At 44.3% G+C, this 23,790-nt stretch carries 23 protein-coding genes; 6 read left to right on the plus strand and 17 right to left on the minus strand.

The window, feature by feature from the left end; genetic code table 11:
• Positions 1–142: 142 nt before the first annotated feature.
• A complete protein-coding gene (locus tag JMY01_RS01550; RefSeq protein WP_201573928.1) occupies positions 143–1,780 on the minus strand; it encodes a carbon-nitrogen hydrolase family protein in 1,638 nt (545 codons plus the stop codon).
• A 616-nt stretch (positions 1,781–2,396) separates the two neighbouring features.
• On the opposite strand from JMY01_RS01550, the gene JMY01_RS01555 reads away from it, so the two are divergent.
• Positions 2,397–3,032, plus strand: a complete 636-nt coding sequence (locus tag JMY01_RS01555; RefSeq protein WP_201573929.1) for a BLUF domain-containing protein — start codon at positions 2,397–2,399, stop codon at positions 3,030–3,032.
• 93 nt (positions 3,033–3,125) lie between these two features.
• Here JMY01_RS01555 and JMY01_RS01560 read toward each other — a convergent pair whose 3' ends face one another.
• A complete protein-coding gene (locus tag JMY01_RS01560; RefSeq protein ID WP_201573930.1) occupies positions 3,126–4,571 on the minus strand; it encodes an FAD-binding oxidoreductase in 1,446 nt (481 codons plus the stop codon).
• Positions 4,572–5,078: 507 nt separating this feature from the next.
• Here JMY01_RS01560 and serA point away from each other — a divergent pair.
• Positions 5,079–6,305, plus strand: coding sequence for a phosphoglycerate dehydrogenase (gene serA, locus JMY01_RS01565; protein WP_201573931.1), 1,227 nt, complete (start codon positions 5,079–5,081; stop codon positions 6,303–6,305).
• Positions 6,306–6,574: 269 nt separating this feature from the next.
• On the opposite strand, the gene JMY01_RS01570 is transcribed toward serA, so the two are convergent.
• A complete protein-coding gene (locus JMY01_RS01570) occupies positions 6,575–7,573 on the minus strand; it encodes a rhodanese-related sulfurtransferase (RefSeq protein ID WP_307781406.1) in 999 nt (332 codons plus the stop codon).
• Positions 7,574–7,909: 336 nt separating this feature from the next.
• Here JMY01_RS01570 and JMY01_RS01575 point away from each other — a divergent pair, with 336 nt between their 5' ends.
• A complete protein-coding gene (locus JMY01_RS01575) occupies positions 7,910–8,506 on the plus strand; it encodes a peroxidase-related enzyme (protein WP_201573933.1) in 597 nt (198 codons plus the stop codon).
• Positions 8,507–8,645: 139 nt separating this feature from the next.
• Here JMY01_RS01575 and JMY01_RS01580 read toward each other — a convergent pair whose 3' ends face one another.
• The 3 genes from JMY01_RS01580 to JMY01_RS01590 all read right to left on the minus strand — a co-directional run bounded on the left by JMY01_RS01580 (position 8,646) and on the right by JMY01_RS01590 (position 11,639).
• The gene (locus tag JMY01_RS01580; protein ID WP_201573934.1) at positions 8,646–9,227 is read right to left on the minus strand and encodes a tetratricopeptide repeat protein; all 582 of its coding nucleotides are present in this window, start codon (positions 9,225–9,227) and stop codon (positions 8,646–8,648) included.
• A gap of 481 nt (positions 9,228–9,708) precedes the next feature.
• A complete protein-coding gene (metW, locus tag JMY01_RS01585) occupies positions 9,709–10,320 on the minus strand; it encodes a methionine biosynthesis protein MetW (protein WP_201573935.1) in 612 nt (203 codons plus the stop codon).
• Entirely contained in the window at positions 10,317–11,639 is a 1,323-nt protein-coding gene (locus tag JMY01_RS01590) for a homoserine O-acetyltransferase (RefSeq protein WP_201577042.1), read from the minus strand. The genes metW and JMY01_RS01590 overlap by 4 nt, the downstream gene beginning before the upstream one ends.
• 362 nt (positions 11,640–12,001) lie before the next feature.
• Here JMY01_RS01590 and hemH point away from each other — a divergent pair, with 362 nt between their 5' ends.
• The gene (gene hemH / locus JMY01_RS01595; RefSeq protein ID WP_201573936.1) at positions 12,002–13,021 is read left to right on the plus strand and encodes a ferrochelatase; all 1,020 of its coding nucleotides are present in this window, start codon (positions 12,002–12,004) and stop codon (positions 13,019–13,021) included.
• Between the two features lie 97 nt (positions 13,022–13,118).
• On the opposite strand, the gene JMY01_RS01600 is transcribed toward hemH, so the two are convergent.
• Positions 13,119–13,436: a hypothetical protein gene (locus JMY01_RS01600; RefSeq protein WP_201573937.1), complete on the minus strand. Its 318-nt coding sequence runs from the start codon at positions 13,434–13,436 to the stop codon at positions 13,119–13,121.
• A gap of 142 nt (positions 13,437–13,578) precedes the next feature.
• On the opposite strand from JMY01_RS01600, the gene JMY01_RS01605 reads away from it, so the two are divergent.
• Both JMY01_RS01605 and JMY01_RS01610 read left to right on the plus strand, forming a co-directional pair.
• Positions 13,579–13,716: a hypothetical protein gene (locus tag JMY01_RS01605; protein ID WP_201573938.1), complete on the plus strand. Its 138-nt coding sequence runs from the start codon at positions 13,579–13,581 to the stop codon at positions 13,714–13,716.
• Between the two features lie 57 nt (positions 13,717–13,773).
• Positions 13,774–14,880 carry a right-handed parallel beta-helix repeat-containing protein gene (locus JMY01_RS01610; RefSeq protein WP_201573939.1) on the plus strand — a complete coding sequence of 369 codons (1,107 nt, stop codon included), beginning with the start codon at positions 13,774–13,776 and terminating at the stop codon, positions 14,878–14,880.
• Positions 14,881–15,015: 135 nt separating this feature from the next.
• Here JMY01_RS01610 and JMY01_RS01615 read toward each other — a convergent pair whose 3' ends face one another.
• The 10 genes from JMY01_RS01615 to nikR all read right to left on the minus strand — a co-directional run bounded on the left by JMY01_RS01615 (position 15,016) and on the right by nikR (position 23,741).
• Entirely contained in the window at positions 15,016–15,801 is a 786-nt protein-coding gene (locus JMY01_RS01615; RefSeq protein WP_201573940.1) for an SDR family NAD(P)-dependent oxidoreductase, read from the minus strand.
• A gap of 208 nt (positions 15,802–16,009) precedes the next feature.
• The gene (locus tag JMY01_RS01620) at positions 16,010–16,462 is read right to left on the minus strand and encodes a hypothetical protein (protein WP_227673653.1); all 453 of its coding nucleotides are present in this window, start codon (positions 16,460–16,462) and stop codon (positions 16,010–16,012) included.
• Between the two features lie 303 nt (positions 16,463–16,765).
• Positions 16,766–17,926 (minus strand): hypothetical protein, encoded by a 1,161-nt coding sequence (locus JMY01_RS01625; protein WP_201573941.1) that lies wholly within the window; start codon positions 17,924–17,926, stop codon positions 16,766–16,768.
• Positions 17,927–18,171: 245 nt separating this feature from the next.
• Positions 18,172–18,780, minus strand: coding sequence for an ABC transporter ATP-binding protein (locus tag JMY01_RS01630; protein WP_201573942.1), 609 nt, complete (start codon positions 18,778–18,780; stop codon positions 18,172–18,174).
• Positions 18,770–19,693 carry an ABC transporter ATP-binding protein gene (locus tag JMY01_RS01635; RefSeq protein ID WP_201573943.1) on the minus strand — a complete coding sequence of 308 codons (924 nt, stop codon included), beginning with the start codon at positions 19,691–19,693 and terminating at the stop codon, positions 18,770–18,772. Before JMY01_RS01635 ends, JMY01_RS01630 begins: the two co-directional genes overlap by 11 nt.
• A gap of 16 nt (positions 19,694–19,709) precedes the next feature.
• The gene (locus JMY01_RS01640) at positions 19,710–20,597 is read right to left on the minus strand and encodes an ABC transporter permease (RefSeq protein ID WP_201573944.1); all 888 of its coding nucleotides are present in this window, start codon (positions 20,595–20,597) and stop codon (positions 19,710–19,712) included.
• A complete protein-coding gene (locus JMY01_RS01645) occupies positions 20,594–21,595 on the minus strand; it encodes an ABC transporter permease (protein WP_227677623.1) in 1,002 nt (333 codons plus the stop codon). The genes JMY01_RS01640 and JMY01_RS01645 overlap by 4 nt, the downstream gene beginning before the upstream one ends.
• Before the next feature lie 11 nt (positions 21,596–21,606).
• On the minus strand, positions 21,607–21,729 hold the full coding sequence (locus tag JMY01_RS14220) for a hypothetical protein (protein WP_265089831.1): 123 nt from the start codon (positions 21,727–21,729) through the stop codon (positions 21,607–21,609).
• A gap of 9 nt (positions 21,730–21,738) precedes the next feature.
• Positions 21,739–23,232: an ABC transporter substrate-binding protein gene (locus tag JMY01_RS01650; protein ID WP_201573945.1), complete on the minus strand. Its 1,494-nt coding sequence runs from the start codon at positions 23,230–23,232 to the stop codon at positions 21,739–21,741.
• Between the two features lie 95 nt (positions 23,233–23,327).
• A complete protein-coding gene (nikR, locus tag JMY01_RS01655) occupies positions 23,328–23,741 on the minus strand; it encodes a nickel-responsive transcriptional regulator NikR (RefSeq protein ID WP_201573946.1) in 414 nt (137 codons plus the stop codon).
• Between the last annotated feature and the right edge of the window lie 49 nt (positions 23,742–23,790).

Below are 23,790 nucleotides of genomic sequence, written 5' to 3' on the forward strand. Positions count from 1 at the left end.
ATAAACGGCTGAAATTATCAACCGTTTATTTAGGATCTGTTGTATAGACCTTAGTCAGCATAGCATTGGATTGATGATGAACTCTATCGCTAATGCAGTGATTAAGTATCTTGTCTTGGTGCAACAGATATGAAGGATAGCGTTAAGATTTTTCTGCGCGACCTTGTAGGGCATCCCCTGTTAATACGCTGCCCGTATTTTCACGACGCTCTTTATCACTAAGCTTGCTGGCTGAGATTTTGGATTTTTGCTTCCATTTGAGACTGAACAAATCGTCACGGCGATCCATCAGATTGTGTACAGAGCCTTCGTTGCGCACATGAATGAGCTTATCAAGGTTGACGTCAGAGAAGAATACCATCTCAGTGTTCGCTGTCGTCTCTGCCATAATCGCATCATGCGGAAAAGCAAAGTCAGAAGGCGAGAAGATAGACGACTGAGCGTACTGAATATCGAGGCTCTCAACTTGCGGTAGGTTACCAACCGAGCCGCAAATCATCACATAGCATTCGTTTTCGATGGCACGCGCTTGAGCACAGTGACGCACACGCAAATAACCGTTTTGAGTATCTGTCCAAAACGGCACAAACAAGATATCCATATCATCAAGTGCCATCAGGCGCGCAAGCTCTGGAAACTCAACGTCATAACAGATCAAAATGCCGATACGGCCAGAGTCGGTATCAAATACCTGTACTTTATCACCGCCCTCGATCACCCAAGCACTACGCTCATGCGGCGTGATATGGATTTTGCGCTGCTCTTCGACCGTACCATCACGGCGGCATAGGTAGCTGATGTTATACAAAGTATCGTCTTCATCCAAAATAGGCATAGAGCCAGTGATGACGTTGACGTTATAGCTGACCGCTAGGTGTGAGATCTCGTTTTTGAACCATTCGGTATACCCTGCCAAAAAGCGAATGGCGATGTTTTGATCAGTAGATTCACACAGCCCCATCAAAGGTGCGTTAAAAAACTCTGGCAAGCAGGCAAAGTCAGAGTTGTAGTCAGCCATGATATCAACGAAAAACTCTACTTGCTGTAGTAGCTCTTCAGGGGATTCGACCTCACGCATTTGCCATTGAATACCGCCAATGCGTACCTCAGACTTGCGCGTGTTGGGCTTATAGTCCTTTGGTTCATAGTAAATATTTGCCCACTCGAGTAGGGTGGCAAAACCTTTGGATTGGGTATCATCAGGCAGATAGCCAGTTAAGATACGCTTGACGATAAAGCCATTTGATAATTGAAAGGTCAAGGCTGGATCATGAATTTCGCGAGATTCAACGGCTTCGATATATTCACCAGGGGTCAAGTCTTGATGGTCTTGATACTTGGGAATACGACCACCAGCGAGAATGGCACGCAGGTTGAGCTGGCGGCACAGCTCTTTACGGGCATCATATAATCTACGGCCTAAGCGATAACCACGGTAGTCTGGATCAATCAATGCATCAAGACCATAGATGGCATCACCTTTAGGGTCGTCTTTGATGATTTCTCTTTGTCCAATCAGATCATCATAAGTGTGCGGGTTAGAAAACTTGGCATAGTCAACGCGCATGGAGAGCACGATACCGATCAATTGATCATGATCAAACAAGGCGATTTGCCCTTCAGGAAAGGCATCAATCAAGGTGTTAATAGTAGTTTTTGACCAAGACCCGCCCAAGTTGGCGTAAACACGATCCATTAATGCCTTTAATTGCGGATAGTCTTTTTTCTTAATTTCGGCAATCGTTAGGTGAAAATCGTCTAGTTTTTCTATCTTACTCATAATAGTCCTGTTGAAGTTATTTGCGGGTGTTGGTTTGCTGCATATTAAGTGGTATCAGGTTTGCTTAATATTCGTAAAACTGAATTTAATGTGACAAAATCTACAAAAGTCTAGCAATGGTGTTATATAACGGTTACAATTATTTATCTTTGTATTTACAATGAGTTATCGAATCTAAGTTAGTCAGTGATGCTTTATGGTTGGCACAGATATTATTAGGTAATAGCCCTTAAATGAATGAGCCATGCAAAGATTTGCATGACCTATATTACTACTTAACTACTTATTAAGATTGATGTTTATTAGGTTCGCTATTCTATCAAGCTAAATGGGTAATGACAGCCAAGCATGGTAAAAATATGCTACGTTTTTGTCACTTGTAGTCAATCTACTATAAAAGAGTGACAGCGTTAACTTTATTTGAAGTGTTCTACACATCTGCACTCAGCTGTCTTGTCTCTCTATTTAATTCACGACCATATACTTATAAATGTGCAGTGCGACCTATTTTAGAGTGTTTGTATTTTGACCTCATTAGCACGTTGATGACACACCCTAAGTGAGTTGTTTTTTATTTTTGCCGACGATCAATGCGGCTATTCAGGATTGTTTTTTTATGCCACTGCAGCACACGGATACCGTTAGAGTCTTAGATACAATAGCAGACACCGCACTCATGCAACTGGTGTATGTCAGTAGTTTGAGTCTAAAAGGACGCTTGAGCTCATCAATATTTATCGATTTGGAGAGACATGCACGTGTTTATAATACAGAGCGTGGTATCACAGGTATTCTATGTTATGGCAATGGTCATTTTTTGCAATGTATTGAAGGCGAAAAAGCAAAAGTATTGGCGCTACAGCAGCGTATATTTTCTGATGAGCGCCACAAAAATATAAAGGTGCTATTGCTTCAAGCGATAGATCAACGCAGATTTGTCGATTGGCGTATGCGCTCGTTGTTTTTGGAGCGCTGGTTATGGTCACCTGATACCAAGCAGCAGGCGTCGCAATTGGCCGTTTTTTTGCCATTTAAACCATACGACTGGGAGCCTGAGCGTACGCAGCAGTTTTTACAGGTCATCAAAAAATTCGATAACCCGCCCCATATCAAGGCCGCACGCCTTACCTATAGTGCACTAGCAAGCAAGTTTCGTCATATCATCGCTCCACACCAAGCTTTTTTGCTTATCCAGGGGTGTTTAGCGATACTTCTCGTCATTGCTATAATATTGGTGTATTTCCAGTTATAAACGCCATATAACAGGGCGGTTCATAATAAATAAAAGGCGCTAAGTTTATCTACTTAGCGCCTTTTATTTATTTCAGTCATGCAAGATCAGTCATTACATATCAAAAATCTTGCCACGATTCATAATATTATTCGGATCAAACACCTGCTTAATTTGCTTAAGATACTCAATCTCAGTCTCACTGCGGCTATAATTGAGATACGGCTTTTTAGTCATACCAACGCCATGCTCAGCAGACACGGAACCGCCGTACTTTTGTACCGTTTCAAACACCTGTTTATTCACTACCTGACAAGCGGCAAAAAAGTCATCCTTGCTTAAAGTTTCAGGCTTTAAGATATTCAGATGCAAGTTGCCATCGCCAATATGACCGAACCAGCACACCTCAAAGTCAGGATAGTTGCTACTGACAATGTGGTCAATCTCATCGATAAAGTCAGGTACATGGCTTATCAGTACTGATACATCGTTTTTGTACGGGGTAAAGACTGAGATGGTCTCAGAGATATACTCACGTAGCTTCCACAGCTCTTCAGCTTGCGTCAGACTCTGACTCATTACCCCATCGACCACCCAGCCTTGCTCCATACAATGTTCAAAGATGGCCATGGCTTTATCCATGATGGGCTCATACGGTGCTTCAAACTCTAGTAAGGTATAAAACTTGGTGCGTGATTCAAACGGCTCTTGAACTTGACCATGCGCCATCAGCTTATCCACTGCCACGTCATCAAAGAATTCAAAAGCGGTCAAATCAATCTGCGCTTGAAAGGCTGATAGCACATTCATGACATCACTAAAGTTATCCATACCCAGCACCATGACGTTTAAGTCTTGGGGCTGACGCTCAAGCTTTATTTGCGCGTGAGTGACGAGTCCAAGCGTGCCCTCAGAACCGATAAACAATTGACGTAAGTCGTAACCAGTGGCGTTCTTAATCATACCGCGATTCAGATGCAAGATATCGCCTTTACCAGTGACCACAGTCAAACCCATAATCCATTGACGGGTCATGCCATAACGTATGACTTTGATGCCGCCGGCATTGGTACCGATATTACCGCCGATTTGGCTAGAGCCAGCAGAAGCAAAGTCGACAGGGTAATAGAGGTCTTTTGACTCAGCGAACTCTTGCAGCTGCTGGGTGATAACGCCGGCTTCAATCTCAACCATGCGATCAGCAGGATAAAACTGTCCGATACGGTTCATCTTATCCATGCTGACGACAATCTCACCGTTAGAGGCGACTGCGCCTGCAGACAGGCCCGTACGGCCGCCACTTGGTGTCAGGACGATATTGTGCTCATTGGCAAGGAGTACAATTGCTTGTACTTGCTCGGTTGTCTTTGGAAAGACAATGGCAGACGCAGCAGGAGCGAAGTGTTTGGTCCAGTCTTTGCCCCAGTGCTCTAGACTCTCAGCATCAGTTTTGATTTGACTGGGGTCGAAATGATGAATGTCTATAAGGCTGCTTAGAATCGTAGTCACAGCGTCAGTGCCAGTAGCAGGAGTGGTAGGTTGTGATGGATATGGGGTCATGGTCTGATCTCTATAAAAACGTTAATACGGTGCTTATTTATTTTGGTGCTTTAATAACTGCGAGCTGAGTAATATAGTTGATACACTTTAAAACCGATACCGTGCTACTGGTATAAATTTTGTGCAGCCTCTGGAGTGCGAAGCGCACAGCAAGCAAGGAAAATTTGTACCAGTAGCATGACAATATAAACATATCGATTTTATTTCGAACTGATTATATAAGGCAAAGTTTAACATATAAGTATGGTGTAAGAATCAGCAGTATATGATGTTAGCAAGACAAGAGCGCCTATTGTGAGTCTTTAGGTACTATAAACACCATAAAAAAGGGTGCATCAAAGATTCAGACATCATCGTTCACAATATCATAAATAAATTTCAGGCTTGATAAGCAATAATTCACCTAATGCCCCTAACATCGTTGTGAAATTTTGTGTAAGATAACCGCACTGTTTTCGTTTCACCTATCGTAGATTTTTTAAAAGACAATTATAGGACAGTTCTCACATGGCGCTATCACTGCAAAAAGACAAGATTCGGTTTTTATTACTCGAAGGCGTGCACGAAAATGCACTCAAAGTACTAGAAAAAGCGGGCTACCAAAACATCGAATATCTCAGCCACGCGCTGGATCAAGATGAGCTGATCGAAAAGATCAAAGACGCCCATTTCGTCGGTATTCGTTCGCGTACTCAGCTGACGCGTGAAGTGCTTGAGCACGCCAAAAAACTGACTGGCATCGGCTGTTTTTGTATCGGTACCAACCAAGTAGATTTGGACGCGGCTCGTGAGCTGGGTATTCCAGTCTTTAACGCGCCATACTCTAACACCCGTTCAGTGGCCGAGTTGGTATTGGCTGAAGCGATCATGCTGTACCGCGGAATCCCTGAAAAAAATGCCGTGGTGCATCGTGGGGGCTGGGGTAAGTCTGCCAAAAACTCGCATGAAGTACGTGGCAAGACCATCGGTATCGTAGGTTACGGCTCTATCGGCTCACAGCTGTCTGTATTGGCAGAGAGCTTCGGTATGAAAGTCATCTATCATGATGTCGTGACCAAACTACCGCTCGGTAACGCTCATCAAGTAGGGAGCTTAGAGGAGCTGCTATCAACTGCTGACATCGTGACCTTGCATGTGCCTGACGTACCAAGCACTCGCTATATGATGAAAGCGGAGCAGTTCGCGCAGATGAAAGAAGGCAGCTACTTTATCAATGCGGCACGTGGTACTTGTGTTGAGATTGACGATCTAGCAGCAGCATTAGAATCAGGTAAAGTCTTGGGCGCAGCAATCGATGTGTTCCCCAAAGAGCCAAAGTCTGCTGATGAAGAGTTTGAGTCACCGCTACGTAAGTTTGATAATGTCATCTTAACGCCGCACATTGGTGGTTCTACTCAAGAAGCGCAGGCCAATATTGGTCTAGAGGTCGCAGAGAAGTTCGTTAAATACTCTGATCAAGGCGATACTGTTACTGCGGTGAACTTCCCAGAAGTTTCGATTCCGTTCAAGGAAGGCACGCATCGCTTGCTACATATCCACAAAAACGTGCCAGGTGTCTTGTCACAGATAAACCGTCTGTTTGCAGAAGCGCATATCAACATCTTGGCGCAGAGCCTCATGACTGAAGGCGATGTGGGTTATCTAGTGATGGACGTGGATTATCACGATTCCACAGCTGCTCTAGATCAGCTAAAAGACGTAGAAGAAACCATCCGCGTGCGTATCTTGTTCTAGAGTAAAGCTTTATCGTTTAACTTTATGACAGATATAATTCGTCCAAAATAAAAAAGAGACATTCAAAAAGTCGTTCTGCTGGTATAAACTTTCCTTGCTTGCTGTGCGCTATGCACTCCAGAGGCTTCGAAAAGTTCATCCCAGCAGCACTATATTCTTTTTGAATTAGCTCGACTATATCAATAAAAAGAGATGCTCTATTAATAGGGCATCTCTTTTTTATGGTTAATCATTTAAAAGTTTAACAACTCAAATAGTAGGCTCTTAATTTAACCTGCTTTTTCTTTATTGGCTGCATCTGCCTGACGACGCGCTTCAAGCTTAGCCGCTTTGCGTTTTTCAATCACCTCAATGACTTCGCTGCCGATATGCGTTTCACCGCGTTGTTTCGCCAGTTGCATTTGATGCTCGCGCTCACGGAAACGCGCTTTTTGCTCTTCAGTAGCCTTGCCGATACAGTGCGGGCAAGACTCGCCTTTGATATAAGCAGGCGTTTGCTTATCTTCTTCAGTGATGGGCATACGGCAGGCAAAGCACTGATCATAATCCCCTTTTTCTAAATCGTGATTGACTGAGACGCGATTATCAAAAACAAAGCATTCACCTTGCCACATAGAGTCGCTAGCAGGTACTTCTTCTAGGTATTTTAGGATACCGCCCTCTAAATGATAGACCTCTTCAAAGCCTTGCTGACGCATAAAGGCGGTTGATTTTTCGCAGCGAATACCGCCAGTACAGAACATCGCTACTTTTTTATGCTTGCTAGGATCCAGCTCTTTGGCGACGTAATCTGGGAACTCACGAAAGGTCTCAGTGTTTGGATTGACGGCATTTTCAAAGGTGCCGATTTGTACTTCATAGTCGTTACGGGTATCGATCAAGATAACGTCAGGGTCTGAAATTAGCGCATTCCACTCGCTTGGTTTCACATAACGACCGACTGACTGTAGCGGATCGATATCCTCCACACCCATGGTGACGATTTCTTTTTTGAGCTTTACTTTGGTACGGTAAAAAGGCTGAGCATCCGTATAGGATTCTTTAAACTCAAAATTACCAATCGCTTCAATGCTCCGTAGGTACTCAAGGACGTTGTCGATACCTTGGCGGCTACCTGAGATAGTCCCGTTAATACCTTCTGAAGCCAATAGTAAAGTGCCTTTTACTTCATTATCGAGCATGGCGTTTAAGATAGGCTGACGATACTGCTCGAAGTCGGCAAAACGGGTAAATTTATAGAGCGCGGCAACGACGATATTGTTGGTCACGCTATCATATTCGGTGGCTTTTTTGGGTGTGGCTGATGGTGGTGCAGTGTTGATGGTGCTCATGGGTGTCTCCTGCTGGCTAGGTCGCAAACCTAGTGCAATGGGTTAAAAGTGTTGTCTATAACATTGGCACAGTTGTGGATTTGGCTAAATGTTGGCGCAGTGTAGCAAATTTAGCGCGGTTTTTGAATGTTTTATCAAAGCGTGTCACCAATCCATCTAAATGACGATACGCCCTAAGCTGACCCATATCAATTGAGATGTTTTTTGACTGTTTATTACTGATTTATAAAGTGAGACTATATAACAATAAAACCCTGTCAATGGAGATGACATATGAGTAACGCTTCTACAAGCACGCCCATCAGCAGCTATCCTGTTCCTGATTTAGATAGCCTGCCTGCTGATATCCTTGAACGTATCTTAGCAGTACAAGAAAAAGCCAAATTCATTCCAAACGTGTTTTTAGCGCTGGCGTATCGCCCAGCAGAGTTCAGAGCGTTCTTTGCTTATTATGATGCCGTGATGGAGCGAGAGGACAGCACGCTAAGCCCAGCCGAAAAGGAGATGATCATTGTTGCTACCAGTGCCGCTAATGGTTGCCAATACTGCGTTATCGCTCATGGTGCGCTACTGCGAGTGTTTGCAAAAGAGCCGCTGCTAGCAGATCAAATAGCAATCAATTACTTGCATGCGCCGATCAGCCCTAAACAAAAAGCCATGCTGGCGTTTTCAGTCAAGCTCTGTCGCACCCCGGAACTTGTTCAAGAGACAGACTATGCTGCACTTCGAGAGCACGGTTATGATGAGGAAGATATCTTGGACATTGCTGGTATCACCGCGTTTTTTGGCTTGTCTAATAGAATGGCAATTGTGATGAGTATGCAGTCGAATGAAGAGTTTTATACCATGGCTCGCGCGCCGAGGGAATAAAAGAGTAGGGAACTATGGTAGCCAGTTAACGTAAGCATTCATCATATAAATTGTTCATCATGTAAACACAAAAAATCCAGCCAATCAGCTGGATTTTTCACTCTTATACTAAAACTGTCTTTATCTTACCTGCTCTAGCTTATCTACTCTGGAACCAGCTATCCGCTTGGCTACGAGCACTCGCGATGTCTGAGCTCGATAAGTTCAATGCCAATTGACCAATCTTACCGCGAGCTTTATTGCGTACTTTGTCGTCGAGCATGCCATCACGCGCTGCTAAGTCATACCATTTATAGGCGTCGACTAGGTTTTTTTGTTTCTCGTCGAGCAGTGCAAGCGTATAGCTGGCACGGTTATCACCACGCATGGCGGCTTTTTCTAACCAGTGACGTGCTTGTTGCAAGTTGGGTTGTACACCTTCGCCACGTAAGTACATGATTGCAAGGTTCAGCTGAGCAGGGGCTACGCCTTGTTCTGCTGCGCGTGTGTACCATTGCACCGCTTGCTGAGTGTTTTTGGTGATATCTTGGCCTTTTTGTAGGCGCTTAGCAAGATAGAACTGAGCATGGTCATTGCCTTGGTTGGCACGGGCGGTCAGCTCACTGACACTCATGATCTCAAAACGTGAGACATCTAATGGTACGTTTGAAATCAATTCAGCATTGGCAAGACCAGCGCAAGAGAATGCAGCGGTAAATAATGCAGCTTTTAACAGTTTCATAGCAGCTCCAAAGATAGGCAGTTGATAAGTAGCTAAACGATAAAACAATGCCTGCAGAACAGTAAGTCTATACGGCAATGATGAGTCGATAGTAACTACTAAAAAATAATAGTTAAAGAGTCATGGTCAAATGCTAGTGATCAAACCATATGTTGTTATCAGCATTTATCTGTTTTGTTTAATAGTCGTTATCCAATATCAACAGATAAATAGGTTGCAAGAAGGATGCCATTGACAATATTTCGTAAGCTTAACACCCGAAGTTACGAAACTCAAATACTAATTACCCAGTTTAACGCGATTTTGACGATAATAGTATGTAACAAAATCATGCAGTTACTGGCTAGTAAGTAAATCTATACGATAGGTGGACGTTGATTAAGCTGTCAATTAACTCAGCAAAAAGCCAGTAAGGCGAATGAGCTGCTAGACTTATGTTTTATGTTCGCCTTACTTTTGCCTTTGTTTCCTGCATTATATTCTATTTGTGCTTGGTCACCCGATAGATAGCAACGTCAGCGAGTAAGTTAGGTGCCTGTCGTATCAGCGTGGTCATGAGCGGTGAATGACCTTTATCAGAGTCGCTGACGGCGAAGCGGCTGATGATGTGAATATCATGCTGCGCGCATAGCTTTTCAAAGTCCTTAAAGGTACACAGATGAATATTGGGAGTGTTATACCATTCATAAGGTAGTGCTTCTGACACTGGCATCAAGCCCTTTAGGCCTAAATGCAGACGGTTTTGCCAATGCGCAAAGTTCGGGAAGGTTATGACGGCCTCGCGGGCAACTCGTAGCATATCGAGCAGGAGCACGTCAGGTGCTTTGACTGCCTGCAGCGCTCGTGCCATGACCACGGTATCAAAGCTGTCATCGGCAAATCGGCCAAGTCCATCATTGAGGTCTTGCTCGACGATGGATAAGCCTTTAGCGATGGCTTCATTGATTTTGTCTTCGTCAATCTCAAGTCCATAGCCCGTCACGCCTAGGTTTTGCTGCAAATGTGCGAGCAAATCACCATTGCCACAACCCAAATCTAGAATATGTGACTTGGGAGCAATCCAGCGTTCGGCCAGCTGATGATCCATTCTCATGAGCGTTCTCCTTTGGCTGTCAGGCTACTTGTGATAAATGGCGCGGTCAAAAAGCCTTCGACGGCACCCATATAGCGGGGAATATCGAATAAAAAGGAATCGTGGCCGTGCGGCGCATCGACATTGATATAGCTGACAGGTTTGCCAGTCGCCATCAAGGCATCGACGATTTCTTGTGAGCGTTCAGGGGCAAAGCGCCAGTCAGTGGTAAATGACACGACTAGATACTGACACTTGGTATGTGCAAATGCGGCTTTTAGAGCGCTCAGCTCACGTTGGCTTTCATCGGTGTCTTGTTTATCAATGTCTTGTTTATCAGTGTCATTATGTTGATAAATACCATTATGATTTTGACTGTTGTCATCGACATCGCGGTCAGCAACCTGCTCAGCATAGTCACGGGTCGGATCGAAATAATCTAAGGCTTTGGTCATCAGCAGGTAAGTGTTGGCGTCGAAGTTTTTGCTAAAGCGTTCGCCTTGATAGCGCAGGTAGCTTTCGACTTGGAATTCGACGTCATAGCCATACATGAACTTGCCAGACTTTAGATCACGGCCAAACTTGGCTTTCATCGCATCATCGGTCAAATAAGTAATATGACCAACCATGCGTGCAAGGATAAGACCGCGACGAGGATAAGTACCCGCTTGTAGGTAACGCCCGTCTTTAAAGTCAGGGTCAGATAAGATGGACTGCCGCGCGACCTCATTAAAGCCAATATTCTGTGCTGATAATTTGGGCGTACAGGCAATGACCACGCAGCGCTTTAGCCGATCGGGATAGTCGACCGACCATTGCAGCGCTTGCATGCCGCCCATCGAGCCGCCCACAATCGCATGCCAGACGTCAATGCCAAGACGATCTGAGAGCATGGCTTGGGTTCTTACCCAGTCTTTTATCGTCACTAAGGGAAAGTCAGGACCATAAACTTGTGGTTCACCGCCATCGTTGCTGCTATCAGGGTTGATGGTCGTCGGACCCGTAGAGCCAAAGCAGCTGCCGATATTATTGACACAAACCACAAAAAAGCGATTGGTGTCGATGGCTTTATTGGGGCCAATCATATTGTCCCACCAGCCTGGTTTTTTATCGTCGCTGCTATGGAAGCCTGCCGCATGATGACTGCCAGATAAGGCGTGGCAGATCAGAATGGCATTGGAGTTGTCTTCATTGAGCGACCCGTAAGTTTCGATGACCAAGTCAAACGAGGGTAAAGTGCGATTGCACTCCAACGTCAATGGCTCTGCAAAGTGCAATGTTTGGGGGGTGACAATGCCAACTGAACCAACTAAGTCAACTGTATTGGCGGAGTCATCCAAGTTAGGGTGGTCTTTGGGTGAATTGTCATTGGTACTATCAGTACGTGCTCTCAAGGCTACCTCGCAAGACAACAGTTATCAATAAAATAAATAGACGGCAATGTGCGTATCTGCACTCTGCCTACACACTATGTGCGTCTATTGTAGGGCGATGCGCGTATGAGTACAACCGTCATGCTCAGACTTTATTTTTATAGAGGTATCAAATTGTATAAGCGCTGCTTTTACGGTGCGTTATCAAGGGATAAAATGCTACACTAATAAGCGTTTAAATTAACAATGCCTTAATAGTCTTTTATCTCATAATTTTTGATATTTTTTAGTCATTTTCTCTAATAACTTATTAATAAAATAGTGCTCTTATGAAACCTGAACTGCCCCCACGTATTGCCGTCCTATTAGTGAACCTCGGCACGCCAGATGAGCCAACAGTGCCTGCCGTCCGCCGCTATCTAAAACAGTTTTTATCAGACCCACGCGTGATTGAAATCCCGCAATTCTTATGGGCGATCATCCTTAACCTGTTTGTATTGCCAAGCCGCCCCAAGCGAGTGGCAGAAGCTTATGCCAGTATTTGGGAAGGTGACTCGCCGATTCGTAACATCCTAAAAAAACAAGTAGAGCTATTGCAGCCGCGCTTGGCGGATAGTGCCGCGCCATTTCGGGTGTCCGTGCATCCTGCAATGAGCTATGGTAATCCAGGCCTACCTGATGTGATGGATACTTTGCGTGCTGAGGGCGTTGATCATTTCGTCATCTTGCCGTTATTCCCACAATACTCAGCGACGTCAGGCGGCGCAGTATATGATGCGCTGACGAAATGGACACTGAAGCAGCGTAATTTGCCAAACTATACAATAGTGAAAGATTATTTTGCCCATCCGCTTTATATTCAGGCATTAGCCAACTCGATTCGTCGTTTCCAAGCTGAGCATGGCAAGCCTGAAAAGTTGATGTTTAGCTTTCACGGTATTCCGCAGCCCTATGCCGATAAAGGTGATCCTTATCCGAAACGCTGTAAATGTACCGCCGCGCAAGTCGCTCATGCGCTAGGATTGCAAGACGATGAATGGATCATCAGCTTTCAGTCGCGCTTTGGTAAGCAAGAGTGGGTCAAGCCTTATACCGATGTGGTGCTAGAGGATTGGGGTAAGGCTGATGTGAATTCGGTACAAGTCATCAGCCCTGCATTCTCCGCTGACTGTCTGGAGACGCTAGAAGAGCTGGCGATTGAAAACCGTGATAACTTCATTAATGCTGGCGGGAAGGAGTATCATTATATTCCTGCACTCAATGCCGATGACGCACATATTGATTTATTGGAAGCGTTAAGTAAGCCCTTGGTACAAGGCTGGGCGGGCACGCTGGATGGTTGGGCTTAATTAAATGATTTATCTAAATGATAAAAAATACCGAACATCACGTTCGGTATTTTTTTGTCTAAATTCTTTTCTACTTTATTATCATTGAACGACTGATTTATAAATCATCATTATTGGTATGTTCTGCCGCATTTTTATCTGCGATATCGATGATATCAGGATAGTCGCTGTCATCCAGATTGCCTTCAACCAACAATTCATCCACTTGCGCCTCATCAACGTTTTGACGATGCATGGGGGTGAGGCCTTGGGTTGCGTCACTGCCAACTTCTGAATTATCGAATCCTGCGCTATTGTCAATCACATCTTGATTATCAATCGTGTGTAGCATTGGATTGTCCAGATCGACTCGTTGATTGTCATTGCTATCGATACGGTCTTGCTCATCTGGAAGTGGGGTTTTTGAGTTATCCATAAATCATTCCTTTTATATTATTAGCGTTGATTGTTATTTATATCTTGGCTAACAGTGTGCCGCGTTATGATAGGTTCTAATAGTGGTAAGGTGTCACAGGATGTTCAAAAAATGTAAGACAGCCAATATCGAGGGCAAGTAAATGTTAGCAATCTATAAATTATGTCTCAAAGCGTCTTTGATGAGTGGGATGGCAGGCTTGGTTTTAGGGCTGATAGCTTGCGAGCGTCTGCCTTTTGCCAATAGTGATAGCAACTTCGATGAAGTAACACTCAATTAGCCAATCACCATTGATGCCAAGCTACCGGCAGCCACCACAACGATAGATTGTACACAATTGACTCCCAAGCAGACGGTAACAGTAAAAGGTCATAGCGCACTGAGCAAAGGCTGTGATTTAACAGGCCAGTCGATACGCTTTGAGCTTAATGAGTCACACAGCTCACTCGACTGTCAGGGGGTAGTGCTCAGTACCATGGCTGATGATCCATCAAAGGCTAGTGCGATTACCATTAAGCCCAAGATGGATATGGCTATCAAAGACATTGCGGTTGCCAACTGTCATGTGGATGGCTACGGACACGCGCTGCATATTCGTCAATATAGCAACCCCAATCAGCGTTACGCGCGCGGCTTTATAGACCCTGCTGCCAATCGCGCGCTTGCCCCAAGAGACATTCAGGTGATGAATGTCAGTAGTCGTAATAGTATCAATAGTGGTATGTTTGTCGGTGATCATGTGCATGGCGTTACTTTTGATAAAGTATATATTCAAAACGCAGGGACTGTCGGGCTATATTTAGAGCTTGGTAGCCGTGATAATGTGATCAAAAACTCGGTGTTCGTCGGAAATGGCTTTCGCAGCTTTAAGCCCAATCGCGAGGCCATTGCGGTTGATTCTTCGAGTAATAACCGTATTGAGAATAATCGCTTTATTCATAATGGCGCAGGTAGTGTTTTGTTGTATCGCAACTGCTTTGAGCATGCCGCTGATCCGACGCGCAGCAATCATTTTAAGCGTACCGAATCGAGCCGTGACAATGTGATTCGTGGCAATATTTTTGACGATGAGACAGTCGGGATTTGGGTGGCGTCAAGGCAGTCGCGCAACCTAAAGGGATTTAATTGCGGTGCTTATTTGGTTAAGAAAACGCTCTTTGCCAGCTATCATTTAGACAGCGCCAAGGACAATCAGATTATCGATAATCGTTTTGAGCAAGTAGAGCAGGGCATTATCGTCGAGGATGACGGTACGCTTATTAGCGGCAATCAGTTTGCCGCGACAGTAGGGACACCTATCGTTGTCGGCTCCAAAATTCGTGAAGACAGCTCGGCAGGGGCGATAACAGGCACGGTTATTATAGATAATATTTTCACCGATAAAACGACTAAGCAAGCCATCAAGATTCGAGCCGCAAGCAAAACGGCCACCGAAATTCGGTAGCCGTTTTATTTATCATACTTTGTCAAAAAGCAATTTTTCTTAACAGGTTACTATAGTTAATCCTAAATAAAACTGCCACGCTCTATGTCGCGTGCTACTGTATTTATCTTAAAGTGGATCGACTATATTAAGATGCTACCCACCAATTTTACGGTTTACAAAGCGTATGATAGGATCAGGCGTGACTTGTGCCAAGGTCTGAAAGACTTTTGCTGGCAGGCCAACAGAGTAGTGGATGCCTTTGATTTTACGGTTGGAGCTGGTGCTTAACTTGTACAAGGTTTTCGCCACATCATTGACCGTCAAATGAATACCCAAACGCCCAATACTGGCAACCTCAATGCCTTTGGTCATATCAGACTTGACCCATAAAGGCATCACGTCGATGACTTTAATGCCGAGTTTGGCATATTCAATATTGAGCCCTTCAGTCAAGCCGCGCACAAAAAACTTACTGGCAGAATAAGCGGCGACTTCCGGTTGTCCGTAAATAGCAGAAGCAGAAGAGACGTTGATAATTTTACCCTCTTTACTATCAGCCAGATAGGGTGCTAGCTTATGACAGCCGATTAGAACACCTTTACAGTTGACGTCAATTAAAGACAACTGTTCCTCTAAATCTGTAGTTGGCAGTGCACCACTGACGAGTACGCCAGCGTTATTGATTAAGATATCAATACCACCAAAGTTATCTATCATTTTTTCAATAGCATCATCCCACGAGTCAGGCTGGGTCACATCAAGCTGACCAGTGACAATGCGCTTTTTTTTCAATGCTTTTTTAAAGGCTTTATCCTTGATAGCGTCTTCAAGCGTAGCGGTGTTAGTCGCGAATAGCCCTACATTGTGCCCCTTTGCTGCCATTTTTTTAGCAGTCGCTAGACCGATACCGCGTGATGCGCCAGTAATTAATATATTCATAGTGACTCACTTGATGGTTATTAACTTGATGATGACGAATAGATATTTAATTGTCATGATTGATACTTACTTTGAGTATAGCAAATTAACAGTAAAGGATTGTTGTGGAGATAAATACGGTTGTTAACGCTACTATCCGCTTTTATTTATATGGCTAAGCTAGTTTAGCTAGCCACTCATCGAGTTTGCCCCTATAAAGTATCTACTGTTACTGCGTCACTGTCTCAAAATTTAGCTTATTTGATAAGCAAGCCTCAAAGTCTATTAATTTGAAATTCCACAAATAAACCAAAGCAATACTATAAATAGTTGCTTCAGTCAGCTCTTCGATTATCGCACCAAAGGCATGAGGGAACACGATGGCGTTCTCTCCCATATATTGAACTGTGGCTAATACTGCCACCACGAGATATAACGTGATAGGAGTGTTTTTTAGCACTGTCCAACAATAACGCCATGAATAAACGAATAAGCCCACCATAAGAATATAGACAATTGTGAGTACGATATCTTCCCACCAGTCATAGGAATGGTTTAGTAATAAGAAGTCACTAGAAATAAACAAGTCTGGCAGATGGTTTAACTCTCTACGAATAACAGCGAAGAAAACCAAGACTGAGGCCAGCCAAAAGTAACGACCCAATTTGATACGGCTCTGCACTATATACTGTGTACAGCGTAATAAACAGACTATTAAGATAATAGTGCTAGCGATTTCGATAATGCCATTTTCAGTAAAAATGCTGAACTCCTAATACACAAATAATAAAAAAGTGAGCGCAAAGGCTCACTAAATCATTTAAAAAAATAAATTTAATAGGTCGCTATTATACCGTGAATTTCAGGGTAGTATCGTTATGGAATATAACTATCTAGTCAGAAAACACTATCAATGTAGTCAATCTATTCTGAATCATTCTAAAGTTGCATACTATTGTCTTTAACCTGACAGCGCCATAGAATCCTAAAACAAAGCTTCCATGCGCAGCAGGGCGGAGGGAAAATGGTCTTTGTCCTCAGTTTTATCATTGTAATAATTTAGCTCTGTTTGCACATAAAGCCATTCGCGCCAAACTGGCTGGCGGTAGCTGATAGCCGGGCCGTAACTGTTGAGCGACTTTTTATCTGTATCAAAGTAACCACTGGTAGAGATACCGTAGGCCAGCTGCTTTTCATTACCCATATAATGTACTTGTCTGAGATCGTTGCCCCAATCTGTGCTTTCCTCATCGTCTCGATTGCGATAGCGAATGGTCGTGCGATTATTGATAAAGCGGTTGGCATCCGAGCCGTATTTTAGAGTGAGACCACCTCTGACATAGTGCTTACTATCGAGACCATAGCGATAGAAGTTGTCGTTGCTGACAGTGAGCCTATCGCCCTCATACCAGTTTTTATCCACGCTAATCTTGACATAAATATCGTCAACAGAGCGAACGCCAAGGTCTACATCTGTTTTTACACCCAGCTGCCTTTCGATCTCGTCATTAAAACGTGACCAACGTAGGGCGAGAGAAGCATTATCGTCTCGAGTCTGTCTGGTATTAACGAGTCTATCTTGGCGGTTGGTGGCTGCTTGGTCGGTGTCTCCTGCTGCACTTTGTTTTAAGAAGGTATCATCATCTAGGTCTTCATCACCAATGATTAGGCTGAGGCGTTCTTCTAGTACTGGTAGTCGTAAGCGACCACGAACTCTAGGTTCTATTGTAGTGTCACTGCCCGTTTTGGGGTCATTGGCCCAGCGTGTATCTAGCACCAGTCGTAAGCTGGCTCTGGCTGGTTTCTCTGGCTCTGGCTCGCCGAACCAACCATCCATATTGTTTGCCCATTCATTCAATTTGTCTTTGACGTCTTTTCGTTTGTCGTCCGTCCATCCCCATTTTTCACTATTTGGCTCAGGAGACAAATCTGCAGTCTTATCGTCGAAATGAGCAGACGTTAAAAGGGTGTCTATTTCTACTGTCGTTTCTTCAGATAAAGTGTCAGAGGCTGCTTGTACTGATGATTCGTTTGTGGCGTCAGCTTCTGCTGCTGCGTTAGTATTGACAGAAGTTTCAGCAATTGCAGGAGTCAGTAAACCAATGCTGAAACAGCACAGAATACTGATAGAAAATAATTTGGTCATAGCGAGGTTCGTTTGCTTCTCTGATATCGGTTTCTTTCAGACTGATATGAATAAATAATACCAAACCCAAAAAGTGCGATTAACTTTGTCAAACTTGCTAAGTCTACTAGGTGTAGTACTTGCACAAGTTTTCCGCGTTACTCTAATTTTTGGAAATGGTATAAGGAAGCGATTATGGCATACATTGACGGGGAATTGAGGATGGGATGGTGTGGAAGAATGAGATATAACGAGTTTTTAAATGATTACAAACTAAGACCCTTCAAGTTGATCACACGATGACAAAGCCTAGCGACCAGAGCGGCATCATGACTCACGACCAGTATACCGACGTCACTATGCTCAAACCTCTCAAGCACCGCTTGCCAAATCTGCGCTTGCGTAATCGCATCAAGCATAGTTGTCATCTCATCAGCAATAAGAAACTTCGTCTTTGGCCCAAGCGCCCTTGCCACACAGAACCGCTGCAGCTCGCCTCCTGATAGCTCCCTCGGAAAACGCGTAAACCACTCCTCTTCAATCCCTAATAAATCTAACAATTCTTTATTAGGTTCCCAACCTTCATTAAGCACTTTCCACATTTTCCAGCGTGGGTTCACCGCTTTTTCAGTATGCTGAAAAACCAATTGCACAGGATGATAGGCTTTTTTAGAGATAGCTGACCCATTCAGCGTGACGCTTCCTTCTAAGGGCGCTTCATAACCCGATAAAATGCGACAAAGAGTTGTTTTACCTGAGCTACTTGGTCCAACAAGCCCAACGATTTCGCCCGATTCTATCGTTATATTCACTCCTCGAAATAACCAAGGTCCATCCTCGTAGCGAAATCCAATATTTTTAGCTTCAAGTCGCATGCAGACACCTTACTTTTCCTTCACGAAGATCTCGCATGTCTGGCTGTACTTCGCTGCAGTCAGGTATCATAAGCGCACAGCGCGGCGCAAATAAGCAACCGGGCGGAAGGCCAGTTGCTTTAGGCTGCGAACCTGCAATGGGAATAAAATCGTTTTGTGGCAATGCACGCCATAATGCTCTGCTGTAAGGGTGACGCAGTCTGCTACCGTCTCCCGTAAAATCTTCTACTGATGCGACTTCAAGCGTCGTCCCTGCATAAAAAACAGCAATCCGATCGGCGATTTGCAAAGCCGATTCAATGTCGTGGGTAATGAATACAATGGTACGCCCAGCATCAGCCAAATCTCGGAAACTCTGCAGCGCTTCTTTAATGACAACGGGATCAAGTCCAGGTGTTGGTTCATCGGCAATAATAAGCTTGGCATCTCTGACAATGGCAGTCGATAACAGGGTTCTGCGTGCCATTCCTCCAGAAAGCTCGAAAGGATACATATCTTCGACCTCTTGGCCTAGATGGAGTCGCTTAAATACTTCTCTTTGAGCCGCAATCGTCGCCTTATCATTCATAGGCGATCTGACTTGCTTGCCTACACGCATAAGGGGGTTAAGAAAATTAACGGATTGCGGAATCAAGGCAATTTCACTGGCGCGTAATGATTCTTGCCGTTTAGCCGTCAATGTCTCCCCTTTATATTCGATGGTGCCACTCACATTCGCATTCGCTGGCAAAATACCTAAAATTGAATGCGCGAGTAAACTCTTTCCCGAACCACTCGCTCCCACAATGGCTAGTATTTCACCTTTTTTTACACTCACGTCTAAACCTGAGATAACAGTGAGCTCTCTTTGTTTTAACCCGCCTGTATATTGGTTAAACGATATCGATAAATCTTTTACTTCTAAAATCGACATCTATTTCTCCCTTTTTTTACTGATTTGCTTGCGCTGGATCGATCAGCTTTCTTAAGTTTTCACCAATAGTCTCAAATGTGCGCACCACGATAAGCAAAGACACCCCGGGGAAAAAGGCCAACCACCAAAGACCAGAGGATAAGTATTTCATCGACTCTGATAAAATAATACCGATCGCTGGTTCATGAGGCGATAAGCCTAATCCTAAAAACGTCACGGACGCTTCGTGTAAAATAACGTGCGGGAACATGAGCATAAACCCCACTAAAAGCTGAGGAATAAGATGCGGGAATATATGCTTGGTTGCAATCCACCACCGCGATTTTCCCATTTGCTGCGAGACTTGAACATAGTCAGCAGAGCGTATTTGCATGACTTCGGCTCTAATCACCCGTGCCAGACTTGGCCAGTGCGTCAGCATCAAACCAACCACGATGCCTTTAAAACCGCCGCCTAGCATAAATGAGATAAGGATGAGCGTCACCAAATGAGGCACACTCAAAAACAGGTCAATAACCCACGTAATCACGCGATCGGTCATACGGCCCATTGTTGCGGCTGCCATACCTAGCACGAGTGCTATAAAAGCGCTGCCTACCGCACCCAACAATCCCACTCCGATACTTAGCTTCAGACCCTTAATCGTGCGTGCAAACATATCTCGGCCCAGCCAATCTGTGCCAAAGAGATGCTCGAGTGAAGGGGACAGGTTACGCTGCGTTAAATTTGTCGCAATTCTGCCTTCATCTATAAAAATGCCACCGAGTATGACACTGGTAAGAAATAAACTGGCGAGTATAATAATCAGCAGCGTTCGTTGTCTGAGGTTGAGTCCAAACCGTTTAACCGTTTTATCTTTTTTATTGACCATGCTACTTTGTGTATTGGGGCTACTTGGCATCATATCATTCTACTTTCCCTCGTCCTCGGATCGACGAAGTAGTAAATCAGATCGGCAATTAAATTGCCCGCAAAGACAAAGATGGTACTAAATAAAACGATGCCTAATAACAGTGGCACGTCTCCCCGTAAACCTGCGTCTATCGTTGCTTTCCCAAGTCCTGGATAAGAAAACACTTGCTCGGCAAGAATAGCGCCGCCAAATAACTCACTAAACGCAGCGAACTGTAGGGTAACTGCGGGTAAAGCAATATTGCGTAGGCCATGCCTCCAAAATAAAGAAAAACCTTTCTCACCGCGAGCCTTTGCAAATAAGACGTAGTCGCTTGATAGCACTTCAATGAGCTTTTGACGGGTATGCAGTGCCACGTTCGCAACCCCGAGGATACTGAGTGTCAATGCCGGCAGCACAAGGTGTTTTACTCGATCTAAAAACACCACATCCTCCGCTAAAACTCCTGCTGGCACTCCTAAACCGATCGGAAACCAGCCAAGCCATACCGCAAAAATAATAAGCACGAGCAGCCCCATCCAAAAAGTAGGGGTGGAGGCTAGGGTATAGCAGTACCACTGAATAGCGCGATCAATCCATGTGCCTTGTTTCATGGCGGCAACCACACCAAGCACAAAGCCCATCACCCCAGATAACGTCCACGCAACAATCATGAGTGCCAGTGAACTCATAAAGCGTTCACCTATAATCTCACTAACGGGGCGACGGTGAATCATGGAGGTGCCCAAATCCCCTTGCAGTACAGCAGAAGCCCAATTCGCATACTGCACTAAAACAGGTTCATTCAGCCCCCAATACTCCGCTATCCGTTCACGCTGCTCAGGTCCTACATTTAACATATCCGCGCCAATATAAGCTTGCACCGGATCTATGGGAGAGTTTTTCATTAAAATAAAGGAAATAAAGCTAATGGCAATCAGCAATGACGCCATTCTTAGGCCTTTAAACATAAAAAAGCGTGCCGTTTCTCCCTTATTTTTATGCACCATTTTTATGTACCTTAGTTAGCCCATTTCCAATCTACGATATTGTCGGTCGCAGGCCAACCGTGTCCATGGACATGGATTCTTTGCTTACCAATATCGAGATTGTCTTTCATCAAATACAAGTGATCAACGTTCACAAGCCAAGCTCAAGCCGCGTCACCTTTGCCGCTCAAACCAGTCGTTCCATCCCATTGCGCTTTTTTCCAATACTCAAGCGCTTCCTTTTCACTCTTTGCTTGCAGCGCTTGTTCAAAATATTTATCTACGGTTTTATTGCTGTAATAGCCCGTATTGTTGTAATCAATGCCCGCGTTTTCACTGCCATAAATATTGACCATCTCATGTGGATTATGGCTGCCCCAGCCCATCAACACGGCGTCAGAATGCATTTTTTTGCCAATGATATCCCAGCTGCCGCCTTTGATATTGATCTGAATGCCCAAGGGCTTCATCATATCGGCAACGGCAATGGCAAGTGACTGTCTGATGACGTCATTTGCTAAGTAATGCAGGGTAAATTCGGCTTTTAGTCCATTCTTTTCAAGCACGCCGTCGCCATTGGTATCTTCCCAGCCTGCATCGGCTAGTATCGTACGAGCGCCATCCATGTCGGCATCATCAATCACGGTTTCTGGATTCCACCATGGCAGACCATCGACCGAGGTATAAGCGGGTGAACCATAGCCTTCTAACACCCCTTCAATTAACGCTTCACGGTCTACTGCAATATCGATAGCGTGACGAATCGCTGGGTCAGCGGTGACGTCGTTGCCAATAGCCAAACCCTCTTTGGTCACTGCACCAGACTTAACATAAGGAAAAGCAATGCCGCGGTTATCCACTGTTTTCACGGCTTCAAGTTTCATGCCAGCAACTTCTTTATTACTAAAAGCGGCGGGAAGATAAGTGATATCAACAGTTCCTGCTTGTGCTGCTGCAAAGGCGGCGTCTTCGCTTAAAAACACAAACGTTAACTTTTTGAAATGAGGCTGATCTTCATAGTACTCAGGATTGGCTTCTACAATAAGTTGTTGCCCTTTATCCCACTGCACTAATTGAAAAGGCCCTGACCCTAAAGGGTTAGCAGCATAATTGTCATCATAAGCATGCTCTGGCACAATCCCTGTCGCAACCAAACTGTTAACAAATGTTGATTGTACGTTCTTTAAGGTGAACTGAACCGTTGTCTCGTCAAGCGCTTCCACTTTTTCTAGGATGTTTAAATCCACCACTGAGGCACTTTGCAAAGCTTTTTCAAAGGTAAACTTAACGTCTTCAGCCGTTAACCGCTCACCATCGGCAAACTTGACGTCATCACGTAAATGTACCGTCCAGACTTTACCGTCCGCGCTTACTGCATAATCTGTCGCCAGATCACCCGCAATATTGAGGTCATCATCTCTTTTAAGTAAGGTACTCTGAAATAATGGTGATCCATAGCGTCCCCATCCTGTAATCGGATCAAACCCTGCTTCTGGCTCTGATGCAAACGCTAAGACCAGCTCGTTTTTTGTCTCTTTAGCTGCTGCATTATCTCCAGCATTGTTTTCAGCTGTATTGTTCGTCGGTGATGAACATCCTGTTATTAACACTATGAACAACGCTAATAACCCAACCACTCCAATAGACTTTCTATCCATGGGTGTATGCCCCTTCTTAAAATAAAATGGTATTTAAAAAATGCTCATTATCCAACTGACTTATTCGACTACCTTATTCGAAAAGCAACTTCAAATTATTCAGCAGGTGCGAGTGAAAAATTGCCATGACTCACACCCTTTAGCGTGGTTAACGCATGGCTAAGCTTTTGCACCGCTTTGACTTTACCTTTTACCACGATGATCTCAAGACAGTTTGCTTCACTGATATGAAAATGAGTGGTCGCTAGGATCAAATCATGATGTTCATGTTGAATTCTAGTCATCTCCTCAACCAGTTTTCGCTGATCGTGATTGTAGAACAACAAAATACTGCCAGCGATTATTTGTTCACTGTCTTCATAGATGTGTTGCATAATGGATTCGCGTACTAAATCGCGGAATGCTTCAGAGCGGTTACTATAGCCCTTTTGAGCAACTAACCTATCAAACTTCTTGAGTAAGCCTTCCTCCATAGAGACGCCGAATCTTTTTAAATTTGAATCCTGCATAAACACGCTTCCTATCTGGCTATTACTTAGATAGTAACACGTTAGTTAA

The organism is Psychrobacter sp. H8-1, from assembly GCF_904846575.1.
GTDB classification, from domain to species: Bacteria; Pseudomonadota; Gammaproteobacteria; order Pseudomonadales; family Moraxellaceae; genus Psychrobacter; species Psychrobacter fulvigenes.

What these genes read in the sequence shown, in the direction of transcription:
- JMY01_RS01550 (WP_201573928.1), bottom strand. Translation starts at nt 1,780, where the DNA reads ATGAGTAAGATAGAAAAACTAGACGATTTTCACCTAACGATTGCCGAA.
- JMY01_RS01555 (WP_201573929.1), top strand. Translation starts at nt 2,397, where the DNA reads ATGCCACTGCAGCACACGGATACCGTTAGAGTCTTAGATACAATAGCA.
- JMY01_RS01560 (WP_201573930.1), bottom strand. Translation starts at nt 4,571, where the DNA reads ATGACCCCATATCCATCACAACCTACCACTCCTGCTACTGGCACTGAC.
- serA (WP_201573931.1), top strand. Translation starts at nt 5,079, where the DNA reads ATGGCGCTATCACTGCAAAAAGACAAGATTCGGTTTTTATTACTCGAA.
- JMY01_RS01575 (WP_201573933.1), top strand. Translation starts at nt 7,910, where the DNA reads ATGAGTAACGCTTCTACAAGCACGCCCATCAGCAGCTATCCTGTTCCT.
- JMY01_RS01580 (WP_201573934.1), bottom strand. Translation starts at nt 9,227, where the DNA reads ATGAAACTGTTAAAAGCTGCATTATTTACCGCTGCATTCTCTTGCGCT.
- metW (WP_201573935.1), bottom strand. Translation starts at nt 10,320, where the DNA reads ATGAGAATGGATCATCAGCTGGCCGAACGCTGGATTGCTCCCAAGTCA.
- hemH (WP_201573936.1), top strand. Translation starts at nt 12,002, where the DNA reads ATGAAACCTGAACTGCCCCCACGTATTGCCGTCCTATTAGTGAACCTC.
- JMY01_RS01600 (WP_201573937.1), bottom strand. Translation starts at nt 13,436, where the DNA reads ATGGATAACTCAAAAACCCCACTTCCAGATGAGCAAGACCGTATCGAT.
- JMY01_RS01605 (WP_201573938.1), top strand. Translation starts at nt 13,579, where the DNA reads ATGTTAGCAATCTATAAATTATGTCTCAAAGCGTCTTTGATGAGTGGG.
- JMY01_RS01615 (WP_201573940.1), bottom strand. Translation starts at nt 15,801, where the DNA reads ATGAATATATTAATTACTGGCGCATCACGCGGTATCGGTCTAGCGACT.
- JMY01_RS01625 (WP_201573941.1), bottom strand. Translation starts at nt 17,926, where the DNA reads ATGACCAAATTATTTTCTATCAGTATTCTGTGCTGTTTCAGCATTGGT.
- JMY01_RS01630 (WP_201573942.1), bottom strand. Translation starts at nt 18,780, where the DNA reads ATGCGACTTGAAGCTAAAAATATTGGATTTCGCTACGAGGATGGACCT.
- JMY01_RS01635 (WP_201573943.1), bottom strand. Translation starts at nt 19,693, where the DNA reads ATGTCGATTTTAGAAGTAAAAGATTTATCGATATCGTTTAACCAATAT.
- JMY01_RS01640 (WP_201573944.1), bottom strand. Translation starts at nt 20,597, where the DNA reads ATGATGCCAAGTAGCCCCAATACACAAAGTAGCATGGTCAATAAAAAA.
- JMY01_RS01645 (WP_227677623.1), bottom strand. Translation starts at nt 21,595, where the DNA reads ATGGTGCATAAAAATAAGGGAGAAACGGCACGCTTTTTTATGTTTAAA.
- JMY01_RS01650 (WP_201573945.1), bottom strand. Translation starts at nt 23,232, where the DNA reads ATGGATAGAAAGTCTATTGGAGTGGTTGGGTTATTAGCGTTGTTCATA.
- nikR (WP_201573946.1), bottom strand. Translation starts at nt 23,741, where the DNA reads ATGCAGGATTCAAATTTAAAAAGATTCGGCGTCTCTATGGAGGAAGGC.